The organism is Streptomyces sp. Tue6028 (assembly GCF_002300165.1).
GTDB classification, from domain to species: domain Bacteria; phylum Actinomycetota; class Actinomycetes; order Streptomycetales; family Streptomycetaceae; genus Streptomyces; species Streptomyces siamensis.
The window spans coordinates 242,592-257,714 of sequence record NZ_MLCE01000021.1; the positions used below are offsets into that span (position 1 = coordinate 242,592).

Sequence of the window (15,123 nt, forward strand, 5' to 3'; positions counted from 1 at the left end):
TGCGGCACGGCCATACTGGACGCACGATGACGAAATCCTCCGCGCCCAGGCGCCACCTGCCCACCAGCCCCTTCGCCGCCCCGGTCGTCCCCGTGGCCAAGGAGTTCAGCCTCGGAGACCGCGTCTCCCACGACCAGTACGGCCTGGGCACGATCGTCGGCGCCGAAGAGGGCATCGCGATGCTCGTCGACTTCGGTGCCCAGCGGGTTCGCGTCCTCAGCCCGTACGGCCGGATGGACCGGCTCTGACCCGCCCCACGAACGGCCCACACCGCTAGCCGCCCACCAGGCCGGGACCCACGCTGGACGCATGACTGCCCCGGCGCGTGACGACCTGCCCTTCGACGATCTCACCGACTTCGAGAACGCCGACCGGGGATTCATCGCTGCGCTCGTGCCGGGCGTCGTGCGGGACGCCGAGGGCGGGGTCGTGCACGACGCGGACGCCTACGCGTTCCTGGAGGACGACTGCCCGGACACGGCGCACCCCAGCCTGTGGCGGCAGGCCCGGCTGTGCGCCCGGCAGGGCCTGTACGAGGTGACCGAGGGCGTCTACCAGGTCCGTGGCCTCGACCTGTCGAACATGACCCTCGTCGAGGGCAGCCGGGGCGTGATCGTCATCGACCCGCTGATCTCCGCCGAATGCGCCGCGGCGGCCCTGGCGCTGTACCGGGAACACCGCGGGCAGCGGCCTGTCACGGGACTGATCTACACCCACTCGCACGTCGACCACTTCGGCGGCGCCCGCGGGGTGCTGCCGCACGGCACCGAGGACGGGGTGCCCGTGCTCGCCCCGGAGAACTTCCTGGAGCACGCGGTCAGCGAGAACGTCTACGCCGGCAACGCGATGCTGCGGCGCGCCACTTTCGTGTACGGATCGTGGCTGCCGACAGGACCGCGGGGACAGATCGGCACCGGCCTCGGCACGACCACCTCCACCGGCACCGTCGGCCTGGTGGCGCCGACCGTGGACATCACCCGCACCGGCCAGACCGAGGTCGTCGACGGCGTACGGATCGTCTTCCAGCCGACGCCCGGCACCGAGGCGCCCGCCGAGATGAACTTCCTGCTGTCCGAGCAGCGCGCCCTGTGCATGGCCGAGAACGCCTGCCACACCCTGCACAACGTGGTCACCCTGCGTGGCGCCCCGGTCCGTGACGCCCGCGTCTGGGCCCGCTACCTCGACGAGGCGATCGACGTCTTCGGCGACGCCTACGACGTCGGCTTCGCCTCGCACCACTGGCCGACCTGGGGACGGGACAACGTCGTCAGGTTCCTCGGCGAGCAGCGGGACCTGTACGCCTACCTGCACGACCAGACGCTCCGCCTCCTCAACCAAGGCCTCACCGGCACCGAGATCGCCGAGGAACTGCGCCTGCCGCCCGCCCTGGAGACCGCCTGGCACGCCCGCGGCTACTACGGCTCCGTCAGCCACAACGTCAAAGCCGTCTACCAGCGCTACATGGGCTGGTACGACGGCAACCCCGCCCACCTGTGGGAGCACCCGCCCGTCGAACTCGCCCGGCGCTACGTCGACGTGGCGGGCGGCCCGGAGCGGACGCTCGCCAAGGCCCGTACGTACGCCGAAGCGGGCGACCTGCGCTTCGCCGCCACCCTGCTGCTCCATCTCGTCTTCGCCGACCCGGAGAACACGGCCGCCAAGGAGGAGCTCGCCACCGTCTACGAGCGCCTCGGGCACGGCGCCGAGAACGGGCCCTGGCGCAACATCTACCTGACCGGCGCCCTGGAGCTGCGGGAGGGCCCGGCCGCCAACGAGGTCGACACCTCGGGCACCGAGATGGCGTCCGCGCTGACCGTGAGCATGCTCCTCGACTCGCTCGCCGTCCGCATCGACGGCCCGCGGGCCTGGAACGATCACATGACCCTCGACTTCGTCGTCATCGACGAACAGCGCCGCCACCGCGTCAACCTGCACCACGGCGCCCTGACGCACCGCGGCATGCCGGTCCACCACACCCCGAAACCGCACGCCGGCCTCACCCTGATCCTCACCCGCCCCGAACTGATCGGAGTCCTCGCGGGCGAGGGCCTGGCGGGCATCGAGACGGACGGCGACCCCGAACTGCTGACCCGCCTGCTCTCCTACACCTCGGACCCCGACAGGGCCTTCCCGATCGTCACACCGTAGGAACCGGCCTCGGGCACGGCCCGAACACACCCCTGGGCGCGGGCGGTTCCCCTCAACTCCCTTCACTGGCCGACTTCCTGCCATGAGAGGGCGATCCGAGGTGCCCGGGACAGTCGTGAGGTCCGATGCGCCGTCCCTCTTCTGCGGTCCGACGAGATGTGGAGTGCACATGAGCAAGGAGAAGGCGACGACCGCGCTGCTGGTGGTGCTCGTGTTCGCGGTGGTCACCTGCCTCGCGTTCTCCGACCCGGCCTTGGGAGGCGCCCTGAGCGTCGGCGTCGCGGTCGCGGCCCTGGCGTGGAAGATGCTCCGCGCCAGGTAGCGCGGCGGCACCACGAAAGGTCTCCGGTCCTCCACGGGCCGGGGACCTTTCGTCGTCTCCGGGGGCACCGTCGAACCCCCAGCTGCATTTCGGCGAGGCCTCCCCCGCGGCGGGCACAACCGCACGACTCCTCCTGCAGCAGGGCATCAACTACGCACCAGGCAAAGGAATGCAGCCCATGACCGCAGGACCCACGACGCGCGGGGGGATGGGCGACTCGTCACCCCCCGAGCGTGCTCCCTCATCGGCTACGGAGGCCGGTCAGGGCGCGCCGCCGCCGATCTTCCGTGCCGGGGCCGTGCCGCCGGCGGAGGAGAAGGCGGTGCTCCCGCACCAGGTGTCGCCCACCGAGCGGGACGAAGCAGTGGAGGTCGCCGCTCAGCTCCGCACGGAGATCAGCAAGGAGCTGTGGGACCACCGCGACCGGCTGCGCAGGGCGATCCACTCCCAGGGCTACCGCGACCCCGACCTGTCGGACATCGAGGTGCGCACTCAGGTCCGGTACTACAAGGCCCGGATGAACCCGGCCTTCCAACTCAAGCACGGTGACCCGTGGCCGTTCCTGGCGAAGTGCTTCTCCTACGCCCGGCTCGACTTCCACCGTGCCGAGAACCGCCCCGAGCGGCCCGAGGACCCGGAGGAGCTGCCGCAGCCGGCCGCCGACTCCGAGATCGACGGGATCACCGTGCGGGAGGCCGTCGACGCGTTCCTCGAACGGCACGTGCCCGACGACGGGCAACGCACGGTGTGGCTCATGACCTACCGGGACCGGATGGGACCCGTCGCGATCGCCGAGGAACTCGGGATCGACCGGGGCACCGTCACGGCCCGGCTCAACCGGGCCCGGGCCTTACTGGAGGCCCTGCCTCCCGACGAGCTGGATCACCTGCGCTAGGCGGACCCCCTCTAGAGACCACGGAGCCCGACCCGCTCCGTGGTCACGGGAGGAGGCCCGACGGCTTCCGCCGGTTCCGCGGTGGGCCACACCCGCCGCGGTCGCCTGGCTGAGAGACAGCCCGGCTCAACTGAAATGAAGGTTCACATGGAAATGGAGAGGAAGGCGCGGGGGCGCTCCACCGCTCACGAGGCACTCGTGGAGCTGCTCCGCGAGCAGCGTGCGGCGGATCCTCTGGCCGGACCGGCCCCCACGCCCGACGAATGGGCCGTCCACATGAGCATGGTCGCGGAGCGTGCCGCGATCGCATCCGACGACGACATGGACCTGTGCGCCTACGGGGAGGACTCGGGCAACACCGAGGAGGCGGAGGAGGAGCCGGCGCCCACACCGCGTCAGGCGTCGTCCGGAGCTACACGCGTCCAGCGGGAGCAGCCCGCCTCCGGGCCCGCCCGGTCGCTCCTGTTCTCCGCCCTGGCCGGTTTCGACGTCGTCGTGGTCGTCGTGCTCCTGGCCGTCGGTGTGTCCGTCGTGACAACGACCGTGATGGCCGCCCTGGTGGGGGCGGCGGCCGTCGGTCTGGCACTCGCGGGGCCGTGGGGACTCGGCGGCAACGGCCGCCGGGCGCCCGACCGGTCGGCGCTGACGCCGGATGCGCTGCAACAGCGGTAGTCCGGCGCGAACGCGGCCGTGCAGCGGCCGTCGTGGGACCGGCCCGATCGGGGGATCGGGCCGGTCCCACGTCTTCGTGCGGGGCGGTGTCAGCCCTGGGTGGGGGCGGGGGACTTGCCCGCGAGGACGTCGCTCAGGCGGGAGGCGCCCGCCTGGACGGCCTGGGTCGTGGAGTTGCTCTCGGCGCCCTGGAGGCCGCCGTTGGTCAGGGACAGCGCGCTGTCGCCGACGCGGACGGCGGCGTAGTCCAGGGTCAGCGTGGTCGGTTCGCCCTCCATCGAGCCGTTCATCGTGATCTGGAGTCCCTGACGGGCGTCGGCGACACCGGGCAGAGACATCTCGATGACCTGGACGGTCTGCTTGCCGCCCTTGGCGTCGACCGCCGTGAACTGGTCGCACTTGTCCGGCAGGGTGCCCAGCCACTTCAGGTTCGCGTCCACCTCCGACTGCCCGTAGGAGGCCACCTGGTAGCGCATCTGCCCGTCGTTGTCGCTGTCGTCGAAGCCGGTGTTCGCGTGGGCGCCCGTCGGAGCGCCGAGCAGGTTCTCGGCGTACAGGCCGTCGAGCAGCTTCTGGCAGTCGGCGGCATTGGCCTTGTTCGTGACGAACGACTGCTGGTCGACCTTGCTCTTGAGCAGCGTGTCCCGCCAGGCCGCGGCGCCCTTCGATGTGCTCCACTGCGACCCCAGGTCGCTGTTGGTGATCAGAGCGGCCTGTGCCTCCGACTGGCTGAGCGTGCGCACGGAGGGCGAGGCCCCCGGAGACTCCTTGGCACTGAGGGAGGCGGTGGCGCCCGTGCCGCCGGACTCGTCGCTCGAACACGCGGCGGTCGCCAGCAGCACGCCCGCGGCCAGGGCGGAGCCGAGGACGCGGGAGGAGCGGTGGCGGGCGGAGGCGGTGCGACGGGGCGGACGGTTCATGGCGGGAGGCCTCCGGAGGACGCGGTGTGTGTCCCCTCCACGCCACCACCGGCCCGGCACTCCCACCAGCGCACCGGGCCGTCCGGGTGAGCCGCCCACGCGGCCGCGGTCAGACCGCCAGTACGGCCCTGACCGTCTTGCCGCCGAAGCCGGTGCTGACGACCTCCAGGCTGTGGGCGAGCTGCTGGACCATGGCGAGCCCGCGCCCGCTCTCCGACTCGGTGTCGAGCAGACCGACGCGCGGGCGTCCGGGACTGTCGTCGTGGACCTCGACGGTCACGTGCCCGTAGCCCAGTTGCAGACGCAGCCGGCAGCCGGTGCGGCCGTGCCGTACGGCGTTGGCGACGAGCTCGGAGGCGATGAGCGTGGCGTCGTCGACCTGGTCGGCGGTCGGCGGTGCCATCGGCGGCCGGGGCGCGGTGAGGAACGCCGACGTCAGCCTGCGGGCCCTGCCTGCCGAGACGGCCGCACGCGGCAGTGCGTACTCCACGCGGGCGGTCGGTCGGACGGTGCGCTGGTGCGCACGCATGACGGACACCTCTCTTCCCCTCCCAGGACGACGAGCACCCGGCGGCTCCATCCCCGCCGGCCGGGACCCGCGCGACACGGTGCGCGGCCGGTCCTGCCCCCGGGTGATGCCCATCCCCGGTGATCCGCAACCGGCGTCGTACGTCACAAACCCGCCAAGTGCCTCCTCGGCGAACCACCGGTATGAGTCACGCATGTCTGGAAAGGTGTGGCGCATGCCGACCCTTCAGAGAAAGCTGCTAGGTCTGCTCCCCCGGATAGGGGTGCGGGTGCTGGATCTCGGTTCGGGCGCCGCGGTGCTGTACCGGCGCGGTGAACGCACCCGCGTGCCGATGGGCCGGGGAGCCGATCTGGTGCTGCGCGGCAGGGCCGAGGGGTGGAGGAGCGTGCCGCTCGGCGACAGCGGGGCGCGCCTCGTCCTCGACGAGACGCAGGCGGCGGCCGACGAGCGCCGGTTCCAGCTGGCGGCCGCGTCCTACCTGTGCGGCCAGCACGTCACCGCGCTCCTCGACCGCTACGAGGTGAACTGCGTCCTCGACGTGGGCGCCAACGCGGGCCAGTACGGACGGCAGTTGCGCCGCCTCGGCTACACCGGCCGGATCGTCTCCTTCGAACCGACGGCGGAGGCCTTCGCCAAGCTGAGCGAAGCCGCCGAGGAGGATCCCGACTGGTGGGTGTACCAGGTCGGCCTGGGGCGCGAGGACGCCACCCGGTCCATCCACGTCGGCTGGAACACGATGAACTCCCTCCTCCCGCCCAGCGATTACGGCAAGGACCGCTACAAGCGGTTCGCGAAGACCCGTACCGAGGAGATCGAGATCCGTCGTCTCGACGGCATGATGGACAAGGCGCTCGCGGGGCTCGGCGACCCCCGTCCCTATCTGAAGATGGACACTCAGGGCTACGACCTGGAGGTGTTCGCGGGCGCGGGCGACCGTGCCGGGGAGTTCGTCGGGATGCAGTCCGAGGTCGCCACGCTGCGGCTGTACGAGGGCAGTCCGCGCATGGGCGAGGCGATCGCCGTGTACGAGGGCAGCGGCTTCGAGATCACCGGCATGTACCCGGTGTCCAGGGAGGCGGCCACCGGGCGCGTGGTGGAGTTCGACTGCGTGATGGTGCGCGCGGCGGCGGTACCGGCCGCCGACTAGCGCCCTGCATGGGTGAGGACGGTCGACTTCTTTGTCCGGGGTGTGTCCCGGTGGCCGGCTACGCCGGATACGCGTGCGTCTGCGCCGCCTTCACCGTCGCCCAGACCGGCGCACCGGGACGGAGGTCGAGTTCCGCGGCGGCGACCGTCGTCAGGTCGGCGGCGAGCGGGAGTTCGCCGGTGAGGTCCGCGCGGATCTGGTCGCCGTGCGTCTCCAGCCCGCCGACACGGCACTGCCACAGATTGCGGGCGCTGGAGCCGGTGGGGCGGTCGCGGTGCAGGGTGACGGCGCTCGGCGGGAAGGCCACGAACACCGGTCCGCCGAGGTCCTCGGTCGTGGTGATCTCCGGGCCCGCGTCGAGCCGCACGGTGTGGCCCTCGGCCTGCCCGCGGTAGAGATTGAGGCCGACCAGCTGGGCGATGTAGTCGGTGCGCGGGTGACGGGCGATGTCGGACGGTGTCCCCTCCTGGACCACCCGGCCGTGCTCGACGACGACGAGCCGGTCGGCCAGCACCATCGCGTCCAGCGGGTCGTGGGTGACCAGGACGGCGACGGCCTCGAAGTCGGCCAGGTGGCGCCGGAGCTGGGCGCGCACCTCCAGCCGCGTACGGGCGTCGAGCGCGGCGAGCGGCTCGTCCAGCAGGAGCAGCCGGGGACGGATGGCCAGCGCGCGGGCCAGGGCGACGCGCTGGGCCTGACCGCCGGACAGGCGGCGCGGCTTGGCGCCGGCGTGGTCGGCCAGGCCCATGCGGTCCAGCCAGGCGGCGGCCTGCGCCCGCGCCCGCGCCTTCGGCACGCCCTGACAGCGGGGCCCGAAGGCCACGTTGTCGAGCGCGGACAGGTGCGGGAAGAGCAGGTAGTCCTGGAAGACGACGCCCACCGGGCGGGATTCGGTCGGCGTACGGTCCAGCGCGGCACCGTCGAGCCGCAGTCGTCCCCCTTCGGACAGCGGGGTGAGGCCGGCCAGCGCGCGCAGTGCCGTGGTCTTGCCGGCGCCGTTCGGCCCGAGGAGCGCGACGACGTCTCCGGGCGCGGCGGTGAGCGCCACGTCGAGGTGGAAGGATCCGCGGTGCACGACGAGCCGGGCGTCGAGGCCCTTGTCGGAGCCGGAGCCGGAGTCGGGGCCGGAGCCGGAGCCGGAGTCGGCGTCGGAGTCGGAGCCGGGGCCGGACTCGGGGGCGTACCCCTTGTCGGGGCCGGGGCCCTCCTCGCCCGCGGCACGCGGTGTGTCCGTCATGGCGCCATCATCCGTCGTCCGGTCCCTCATGACGCCGCCGTCATCCAGCGGTCGCGGAGCCCGGCGAGGACCGCGATGGACACCGCGAGCAGGACCAGGCTCAGCGCGATCGCGGCGGCCGGATCGCTCTGCAGCGCCAGGTACACGGCCAGCGGCATGGTCTGCGTACGGCCGGGGAAGTTGCCCGCGAAGGTGATCGTCGCGCCGAACTCGCCGAGTGCGCGGGCCCAGGCCAGTACGGAGCCCGCCGCGATGCCGGGTGCGATCAGCGGCAGCGTGACCCGGCGGAAGGCGGTGAAACGGGAGGCGCCCAGCGTCATGGCGGCCTCCTCGTAGCGGGGATCGGCCGCCCGCAGCGTGCCCTCCACGCTGATGACGAGGAACGGCATCGCCACGAACGCCTCCGCGACGACCACGCCGGCGGTGGTGAAGGGCAGCGTGATGCCGAAGGCCGACTCCAGCCACTGCCCGACGACGCCGTTGCGCCCGAGGGCCAGCAACAGTGCCACACCGCCCACCACGGGGGGCAGGACGAGCGGCAGGGTCACCAGCGCCCGGACGAACCCGCGCCCCGGGAAGTCCGTGCGGGCCAGCAGCCAGGCGAGGGGCACACCGAGGACCAGGCTCACCGCGGTGGCCGCGGTGGCGGTGATCAGCGACAGCTGGAGCGCCTGCCAGACCTCCGGACTGGTCAGCTGCTCCGGCAGGCCGGCCCAGGGAGCCCTGACGAGCAGCGCGACCAGCGGGAGCAGCAGGAAGGCGAGGCCGACGAGGGCGGGCAGCAGCAGGGGGAGCGGCGCACCGCGCCGCGGGCCGGCCCCGGCGCGCCGCCGCGGCCCGTCCCCGCGGGTGTCGCCACCCGCGAGCACGTCGGCCGCGGCATCGGCCTTGCCCGGCTGCGTCACGGCTGGAGGAACCCGGCGGCGGTCAGCGCCTTCTGGCCCTCGGCGGACTGCACGAGCTCGATGAACGCCTTGGCCGCGGCCGCGTTGGGCGCGTCCTTGAGCAGGGTGATCGGGTAGTCGTTGATGGCCTTGGCCGACTCGGGGAACTCCACGCCCTCCACCTTGTCACCCGCCGCCTTCACATCGGTCTTGTAGACGACGGCCGCGTCGGCCTCCTTCAGCTCGACCTTCGTCAGGGCGCTCTTGACGTCCTGCTCGTACGAGACCGGGGTGAGCTTGAGGCTGCTGGCGTCCAGCGCCTTCTGCGCGGCGGCGCCGCACGGCACCGTCTTGTCGCACAGGACCACCTTGAGGCCGGACTTGGTGAGGTCCTTCAGGGAGGCGACCTTGTCCGGGTTGCCGGGCAGGGTGGCGATCTCCAGCTGGTTGCGCACGAAGGTGGACGGGGTGCCGACCGCGTCGCCCTTGTCCGTCACGATCGCCATGGTCTTCGGGCTCGCGGCGGCGAAGACGTCCGCCGGGGCGCCGCCCGTGATGCTCGCGGCGAGCGTGTCGCTGCCGCCGAAGCTGAAGGTCACCTTCGTGCCCGGGTGCTCCTTCTCGAACTCCTTGCCCAGGGCCGTGAAGCTCTCCTTGAGGGAGGCGGCGGCGAAGACGGTGACCGTGCCGGAGAGCTTCGGGGAGGACGACGCGGACGCGTCGGACTTCGTGGAGTCCGAGCCGGGGTCGTCGGAGGAGGAGCAGGCGCTCAGGGCCAGCAGCGCGGCGGCACCGACGGCTGCGACCTGCAGAGGTCGGGTGCGGTGGGTCCGGCGCGCGGATCGGGTCATCACGGTTCTACTCCCTCGTGGCTTCAGGCAGGCATACGCAGATCATACTTACGCAGATACCAGTCGGAAGTCTCCTGTCGCATCGCATGAGCAATGTGATCGGCGATGGGATGTACGCATGTGCGTTTGTACGGGTCCTCCTGCCGGGTACGGTCCTCCGGGAGGTGGTGCCCGTGAGCCAGTCCGCGACCCAGCCACCCGCTCCCCCACTGGCGGAGCTTTCCCTGACCGGAGATCTCGCCCGGCCCGTCCGGCTGACGGTGCCCGACCTGCTGGCCTGGCCGCAGCACCGGGTCGGCGTCAGCTTCGAGTGCGCCACCAGCGGTGTGCAGCACCACCGTTTCGCGGGCCCGCTGCTGCATGACGTCCTGCGGGACGCCGGGCCCGGCTTCGACCCGGCCCGCCGCAAGGACCGGCTGCGCTTCCTCATCGCGGTGACCGGGGCGGACGGCCATCACGCCCTGCTCACGTGGGCCGAGATCGACCCCGACTTCGCACACGCCCCCGTGCTGCTCGCGGTCGGCATCGACGACACCCCGCTCGACCGGGCCGGTCCCCAGCTGGTGCTGCCGCAGGACCGCTGCGGCGCACGGCACATCAGCGGCATCAACGCGATCCGCGTGGACGGGCGTTACCCGTCCTGGGCGTAGCTCCCTGCTCCCGTCCCCCGTCGCTGCGGAGACGGCGGTGCCTCACGTGCGGTCGATGTGCACGTTGGTCGACTTGACCCGCGCGGTGGCCTCCACGCCGACCTCCAGGCCGAGTTCCTCCACGGCCTCCCGGGTCAGCAGGGAGACCAGCCGGTGCGGGCCCGCCTGGATCTCGACCTGGGCCGCGACGTCGCCGAGCTTGACGGCGGTGACGATGCCCGGGAAGGCGTTGCGGACCGAGGTGTGGGAGACGGTCCCGTCCTCCCCGCCGGTCTGCGCGAGTTCGACCGAGAAGGCGGCCAGGTCGCGCCCGTCGATGAGCCGCCGCCCGCCCTCGTCCCGGTGCGTGGGCACGCGCCCGGCGTCCGCCCATCGCCGGGCGGTGTCGGGGCTGACGCCGAGGAGCCGGGCTGCCTGGCCGATGGTGTAGGACTGCATGCGCGCCAAGATATCCGCCGCCCCCGCGGTCGGACGCGCACCGGGCCCCGGCGACGGCCGCCGGATGCCGGGTGCGGTCTCGGTGCGGGCGGGCGCAGGCTACGCCTGACCCCGGAGCGCACGCGTACGTCCGGTGCCGTCACGCCGGCGGCGGCGGGCGGCCGGCGGCGGAGAGTGGACGGTGGCGGAGAGTGGACGGTGGGGCGCGGCGGACAGCGGACGGTGCGCGGCGGCCGGACCCGGTGGCCGCCGGACGCAACCTCTCGCCCGGCTCGCGCCTCCTACCAGTCGTACGCGTGCCCGTCGTGCGCATCCCGGTCGTGGACCTTCCGTCGCGCGGAACCGGATGCCCGGAGAAGGAGCGTCAGTTGGCCCGTCCGCTGTCCCGCCGGAAGTTCATGGTCTACTCGCTGGCGGCGTCCACCTTGACCGTCGCGGCGCCCCTCGGCTGCGACGCGTCCTCGGCGGAGGGCGCCGAACCCTCCGGAGCGGGCACGGGCGGCCCGTCCGACGTGCTGGTGACCGGCACCGACGAGGAGATGCTCGTCCTGGAGGTCACCGCGGCCAACAGGGTCGTCGTACGGCTGCCGCGCGTCGAGGTCGGCCAGGGCATCACCACCGCCGTCGCCATGATGATCGCCGAGGAGCTGGACGCCCGGCTCGCCGACGTCGACATCCCGCTCGCCGAGGCCCGCAAGGAGGGCAACCAGTACACCGGCGGCTCGAACTCCGTCTCGTCGCTGTACGACCCCGCCCGCGCCCTGGCCGCCACCGCCCGCGCCAAGCTGGTGACGGCCGCCGCCCGACGGTGGCACCTCGCGCCGCGTCTGCTGCGCACCCGGGACACCATGGTCGTCGCCCCCGACGGACGCACCGCCACCTTCGGGTCCCTGACGGCGGCCGCCGCGGCGATCCACCGGCCCGCCGTGCCGGCCGAGCCGAAACCGGCGTCCCGGCACCGGGTGATCGGGCGGCCGACCACCCGTGTCGACGCGCGGGACATCGTCACCGGAAAGGCGGCCTACGCCGGGGACCTGACGGTGGCCGGGGCGAAGCCGACCGTGGTGGCCCGGCCGCCGACCCTCGGCGGGAAGCTCGTCTCCGTCGACAGCCGGGCGGCCCGCGCGATGCCGGGCGTCCGCGCGGTCGTCCGGGCCGCGGGCGGTGTCGCCGTCGTGGCCGACACCTTCCATCACGCGTTCCGGGCCAGGGACGTGCTGCGCATCACCTGGGCGCCGGGCCCGCTCGCCGCCCTGTCCGACGACGCGGTCCGCGCCCGGCTCCGCGCGGCCGTCCCGTCGCTCGGCACGCCGCTGCTCGGAACCCGTCAGGTGACAGGGGAGTTCGAGTTCGCCTTCGTCTCCCATGCCCCGATGGAGGTGCTGACCGCGGTCGCGGACGTGCGCGCGGACCGCGCCGAGATCTGGTTCTCCTCGCAGACGCCGACGGACGCGCGCGACACGATCGCCTCCGCCGTCGGGCTTCCGGGTTCGAAGGTCAGGGTCCATGTGATGCGGGGCGGCGGCTCGTTCGGACGGCGCCTGAACTACGACGCCGCCGTGGAGGCGGCCCTCGTCTCCAAGGCCGCCGGCCGGCCGGTGAAGCTGATGTGGAGCCGCAACGACGACATCCGGCACGGCCGGATGCGCCCGGCCAGCCACCACCGCATCCGGGCCAGTCACGCCGGCGGCCGGGTGGTCGCATTCACCCACGTGACGGCGTCGGTGAGCGAGGTGTTCGAGGAGTCCGGCTTCGCGGTGCGGGGCGGGCGGTCCGGCGCGGTGCGCGCCGCCTCCCGCGAGGGGCGGACGCCGGAGGCCGGCCCGCTGCCCAGTGACAGCGGCCTGTACAATTTCGGCCGCGTCAAAGGGGAATCCGGCTCCGTCGAACTCGCGATGCCGCTGGGCGCCTGGCGGTCGGTGGACTCCGGGACGATGCGCACCGCGGAGGAGATCGTCGTCGACGAGATCGCCGCGAGCCTGGGCGAGGACGCGGTCGCGTTCCGGCGCAAGACGCTCAGGAACAAGGCGGTCCGGGCCGTCCTCGACAAGGTTGCGAGCGCCGGTCACTGGGGCCGCGCCCTGCCCCACGGCAGGGCGCAGGGCGTGGCCGTGCACGAGGAGTACGGCTCCTGCGTGGCCTGCCTGGTGGAGATCGACGCCACCGACCCGGACGAACCGCGGGTGACCCACGTGGTGATGGCCGCCGACGTCGGAACGGCCGTCAATCCGCGCGGACTGGAGGCCCAGCTCATGGGCACCGCCGTCGACGGGATCTCCACGGTGCTGCGGGCCGGACTGCACATCGACCGGGGCGCCGTCCGCGAGGGCAGCTTCGCCGACTTCCACTACGCCCGCCAGCGGCACGCCCCGCTGCGCTTCGAGGCGCACATCATGCCCTCCACCGGAGCCCCCGGCGGCGCCGGTGAACTGGGCGTCCCGGCCGCGGCGGGTGCCGTGGCCAACGCCTACGCCCGTGCGACGGGCACCCGCCCCCGCCGCTTCCCCCTCACCTTCTGAGACGGTGCCGATGCCCTCCTACTCCTTCGTCCTCAACGGGAAGCCGGTCACCGTCGACGCGCCGGCCGACATGCCGCTGCTGTGGGTCCTGCGCGACCTGCTGCACGTCACCGGGCCCAAGTACGGCTGCGGGGTCGGGGTCTGCCGCGCCTGCACCAGCCACCTCGACGGCGCCGAGATCCAGCCCTGTGTCGTCCCGGTCGCGGACTGCCGGGGCCGCGAGGTCACCACGATCGAGGGGCTGGCCGACGGCGACACGCTCCACCCGGTCCAGCAGGCCTGGATCGACCACGACGTCGCGCAGTGCGGCTTCTGCCAGCCCGGGCAGATCATGGCCGCGGTGGCCCTGCTGAAGCGGACGTCCAGCCCGACGGACGCCGACATCGACCGGATCGAGAACGTCTGCCGCTGCGGGACGTACTGCCGTATCCGTGAGGCGATCAAGAGCGTCGGCCCGGCTTCCTAGCGTCCGGGTTCGCGGCCCGCACACCCTTGCCGCCCGCGCACCCTTGGATCGCGGCCCGCGCGCTCCTGTTCCCCGGCCCCCGCACCGTCGTTCAGCGGTCCGCGAGCACCCCGATGCGCCGTGCCCGCACCCTCGTTCAGGTGCGCCGCGGCCCGGCGCCCCGCCCGCCCCGTCACCCGCGTGACCCGGATCACAGCGAACGAGTGCATCGCGGGGCGGGGGCCAGTGTCTTTATCCCTGGTGCAGGGAGCTGGATCCCTGGTGGGGGAGCTGGCGAGAGCGGGGGACGATGCGGATGGAGCAGGCCCGGGCCGACGGGTTCGACGGGTTCGTGGCAGCCCGCTGGTCGGCGTTGTTCCATCTCGCGCGGCTGCTCGTCGGAGGCGACCGGCACCGGGCCGAGGACCTGCTCCAGGAGGCCCTCGTCAAACTCTGGTTCGTCTGGCCCAAGATCGCCGACGAGGCCCCGGAGGCGTACGTCCGCACGGTCCTGGCACGCGCGGCGGCCCGCTCGGCCCGCCGCCGCTGGTGGGGCGAGAACCCCGTCGCGCAGGTGCCCGAACGGCCCGAGGACGGTGACGTGTCCGCCTCCGTGGTGGAGCGGTCGCGGCTGGAGGCGGCGCTGGCCCAGCTGCCGCCGCGGCAGCGCGCCGCGGTGGTGCTGCGCTACTACCAGGACCTGCCCGAGAAGCAGGTCGCGGAGGCGCTCGGGTGCCCGGTGGGCACGGCCCGGTCCCATGCGTCACGGGGTGTGGCGCGGCTGCGCCGGCTCCTGGCCGATGTCATCGAGCCGGTGGGGTGAAGGGGAGTCCGATGGATCACTTCGAGCGGGAACTCGCCCGCATGATGCGCGACTCCCAGGAGCACGCCCCCTTCGAGTCGCAGCACCAGGTCCGACTGCGGGACGGCGTCCGGGCGCGCCGCCGAGCACGCGCGGCCCGCAGGGCCGTGGGGTCGGTCCTGGCGGTCGCGGGGCTGGGCATCGGCCTGTTCCTGCTGCCCCGCGACCACGGCCGGGACCAGCCGCAGGGCCCCGTCCCCCGGCCGATGACGAGTCCGTCGTACCCGTACACGACCCCGTCGCCGACGCCGGACGTGTCGCCGAGCGAGACCCCCTCCTCGACCGCGACGAACACCGCGGGGCCCGATGAGGAGACCTCCGGACCGCCCCCGTCGGCGACCTCGACCGACGGTTCGGCCACGGTGACCCCGGACCCGACGACGACCACGACCAAGGCCGTCACGCCACCGCCTTCGGCCACGAACCGGCCGAGCCCGCCGGTCAGTCCGACGACCACGCCCTCGACCGTCGAGTCGTCGGCGCTCGAAGGCTCGGCCGACCCCGGCTAGCGGCCGACACCTCCGCCTTCGACCGCCGGCCTGCCGGCTCCCGACCTCCGGCCCGCCTTCGGGCCCCGACCACTGACCGGCCCCCCTTCCGTGAT

The 15,123-nt window shown here is 73.1% G+C and carries 17 protein-coding genes; 11 read left to right on the plus strand and 6 right to left on the minus strand.

The genetic code is table 11. The features are described 5' to 3' along the window. Positions 1-26: 26 nt before the first annotated feature. The 5 genes from BKI49_RS19480 to BKI49_RS19495 all read left to right on the plus strand — a co-directional run bounded on the left by BKI49_RS19480 (position 27) and on the right by BKI49_RS19495 (position 4,037). Complete coding sequence (locus BKI49_RS19480; protein WP_095935547.1) at positions 27-248, plus strand: hypothetical protein; 222 nt, start codon at positions 27-29, stop codon at positions 246-248. Between the two features lie 61 nt (positions 249-309). Beyond that, positions 310-2,148: an alkyl/aryl-sulfatase gene (locus tag BKI49_RS19485; RefSeq protein ID WP_095935548.1), complete on the plus strand. Its 1,839-nt coding sequence runs from the start codon at positions 310-312 to the stop codon at positions 2,146-2,148. 169 nt (positions 2,149-2,317) lie between these two features. Then, positions 2,318-2,470 carry a hypothetical protein gene (locus BKI49_RS35360; protein WP_179332499.1) on the plus strand — a complete coding sequence of 51 codons (153 nt, stop codon included), beginning with the start codon at positions 2,318-2,320 and terminating at the stop codon, positions 2,468-2,470. Between the two features lie 178 nt (positions 2,471-2,648). Beyond that, entirely contained in the window at positions 2,649-3,365 is a 717-nt protein-coding gene (locus tag BKI49_RS19490) for a sigma-70 family RNA polymerase sigma factor (RefSeq protein ID WP_143658470.1), read from the plus strand. A gap of 147 nt (positions 3,366-3,512) precedes the next feature. Next, the gene (locus tag BKI49_RS19495) at positions 3,513-4,037 is read left to right on the plus strand and encodes a hypothetical protein (protein ID WP_143658472.1); all 525 of its coding nucleotides are present in this window, start codon (positions 3,513-3,515) and stop codon (positions 4,035-4,037) included. An 89-nt stretch (positions 4,038-4,126) separates the two neighbouring features. Here BKI49_RS19495 and BKI49_RS19500 read toward each other — a convergent pair whose 3' ends face one another. Further along, complete coding sequence (locus tag BKI49_RS19500; RefSeq protein ID WP_095935551.1) at positions 4,127-4,957, minus strand: hypothetical protein; 831 nt, start codon at positions 4,955-4,957, stop codon at positions 4,127-4,129. Positions 4,958-5,066: 109 nt separating this feature from the next. Then, the gene (locus BKI49_RS19505) at positions 5,067-5,486 is read right to left on the minus strand and encodes an ATP-binding protein (protein ID WP_257004867.1); all 420 of its coding nucleotides are present in this window, start codon (positions 5,484-5,486) and stop codon (positions 5,067-5,069) included. A 214-nt stretch (positions 5,487-5,700) separates the two neighbouring features. On the opposite strand from BKI49_RS19505, the gene BKI49_RS19510 reads away from it, so the two are divergent. Continuing rightward, complete coding sequence (locus BKI49_RS19510) at positions 5,701-6,633, plus strand: FkbM family methyltransferase (protein WP_095935552.1); 933 nt, start codon at positions 5,701-5,703, stop codon at positions 6,631-6,633. 58 nt (positions 6,634-6,691) lie between these two features. On the opposite strand, the gene BKI49_RS19515 is transcribed toward BKI49_RS19510, so the two are convergent. The 3 genes from BKI49_RS19515 to modA are packed head-to-tail and all read right to left on the minus strand — an operon-like array spanning position 6,692 to position 9,605. Then, positions 6,692-7,870, minus strand: coding sequence for an ABC transporter ATP-binding protein (locus BKI49_RS19515; RefSeq protein WP_095935553.1), 1,179 nt, complete (start codon positions 7,868-7,870; stop codon positions 6,692-6,694). Between the two features lie 26 nt (positions 7,871-7,896). Further along, positions 7,897-8,775 carry an ABC transporter permease gene (locus BKI49_RS19520; RefSeq protein WP_095935554.1) on the minus strand — a complete coding sequence of 293 codons (879 nt, stop codon included), beginning with the start codon at positions 8,773-8,775 and terminating at the stop codon, positions 7,897-7,899. Next, a complete protein-coding gene (gene modA, locus BKI49_RS19525; protein WP_095935555.1) occupies positions 8,772-9,605 on the minus strand; it encodes a molybdate ABC transporter substrate-binding protein in 834 nt (277 codons plus the stop codon). The genes BKI49_RS19520 and modA overlap by 4 nt, the downstream gene beginning before the upstream one ends. 173 nt (positions 9,606-9,778) lie before the next feature. Here modA and BKI49_RS19530 point away from each other — a divergent pair, with 173 nt between their 5' ends. Next, the gene (locus BKI49_RS19530) at positions 9,779-10,255 is read left to right on the plus strand and encodes a molybdopterin-dependent oxidoreductase (protein ID WP_257004868.1); all 477 of its coding nucleotides are present in this window, start codon (positions 9,779-9,781) and stop codon (positions 10,253-10,255) included. A 42-nt stretch (positions 10,256-10,297) separates the two neighbouring features. Here BKI49_RS19530 and BKI49_RS19535 read toward each other — a convergent pair whose 3' ends face one another. Further along, a complete protein-coding gene (locus tag BKI49_RS19535) occupies positions 10,298-10,693 on the minus strand; it encodes a TOBE domain-containing protein (protein ID WP_095935557.1) in 396 nt (131 codons plus the stop codon). A 398-nt stretch (positions 10,694-11,091) separates the two neighbouring features. On the opposite strand from BKI49_RS19535, the gene BKI49_RS19540 reads away from it, so the two are divergent. The 4 genes from BKI49_RS19540 to BKI49_RS35365 all read left to right on the plus strand — a co-directional run bounded on the left by BKI49_RS19540 (position 11,092) and on the right by BKI49_RS35365 (position 15,028). Then, complete coding sequence (locus BKI49_RS19540) at positions 11,092-13,212, plus strand: xanthine dehydrogenase family protein molybdopterin-binding subunit (RefSeq protein WP_095935793.1); 2,121 nt, start codon at positions 11,092-11,094, stop codon at positions 13,210-13,212. A gap of 10 nt (positions 13,213-13,222) precedes the next feature. Further along, entirely contained in the window at positions 13,223-13,678 is a 456-nt protein-coding gene (locus BKI49_RS19545; protein WP_095935558.1) for a (2Fe-2S)-binding protein, read from the plus strand. 295 nt (positions 13,679-13,973) lie between these two features. Next, the gene (locus BKI49_RS19550; protein WP_095935559.1) at positions 13,974-14,480 is read left to right on the plus strand and encodes a SigE family RNA polymerase sigma factor; all 507 of its coding nucleotides are present in this window, start codon (positions 13,974-13,976) and stop codon (positions 14,478-14,480) included. Between the two features lie 11 nt (positions 14,481-14,491). Further along, entirely contained in the window at positions 14,492-15,028 is a 537-nt protein-coding gene (locus BKI49_RS35365; protein WP_095935560.1) for a hypothetical protein, read from the plus strand. The last annotated feature ends 95 nt before the right edge of the window (positions 15,029-15,123 follow it).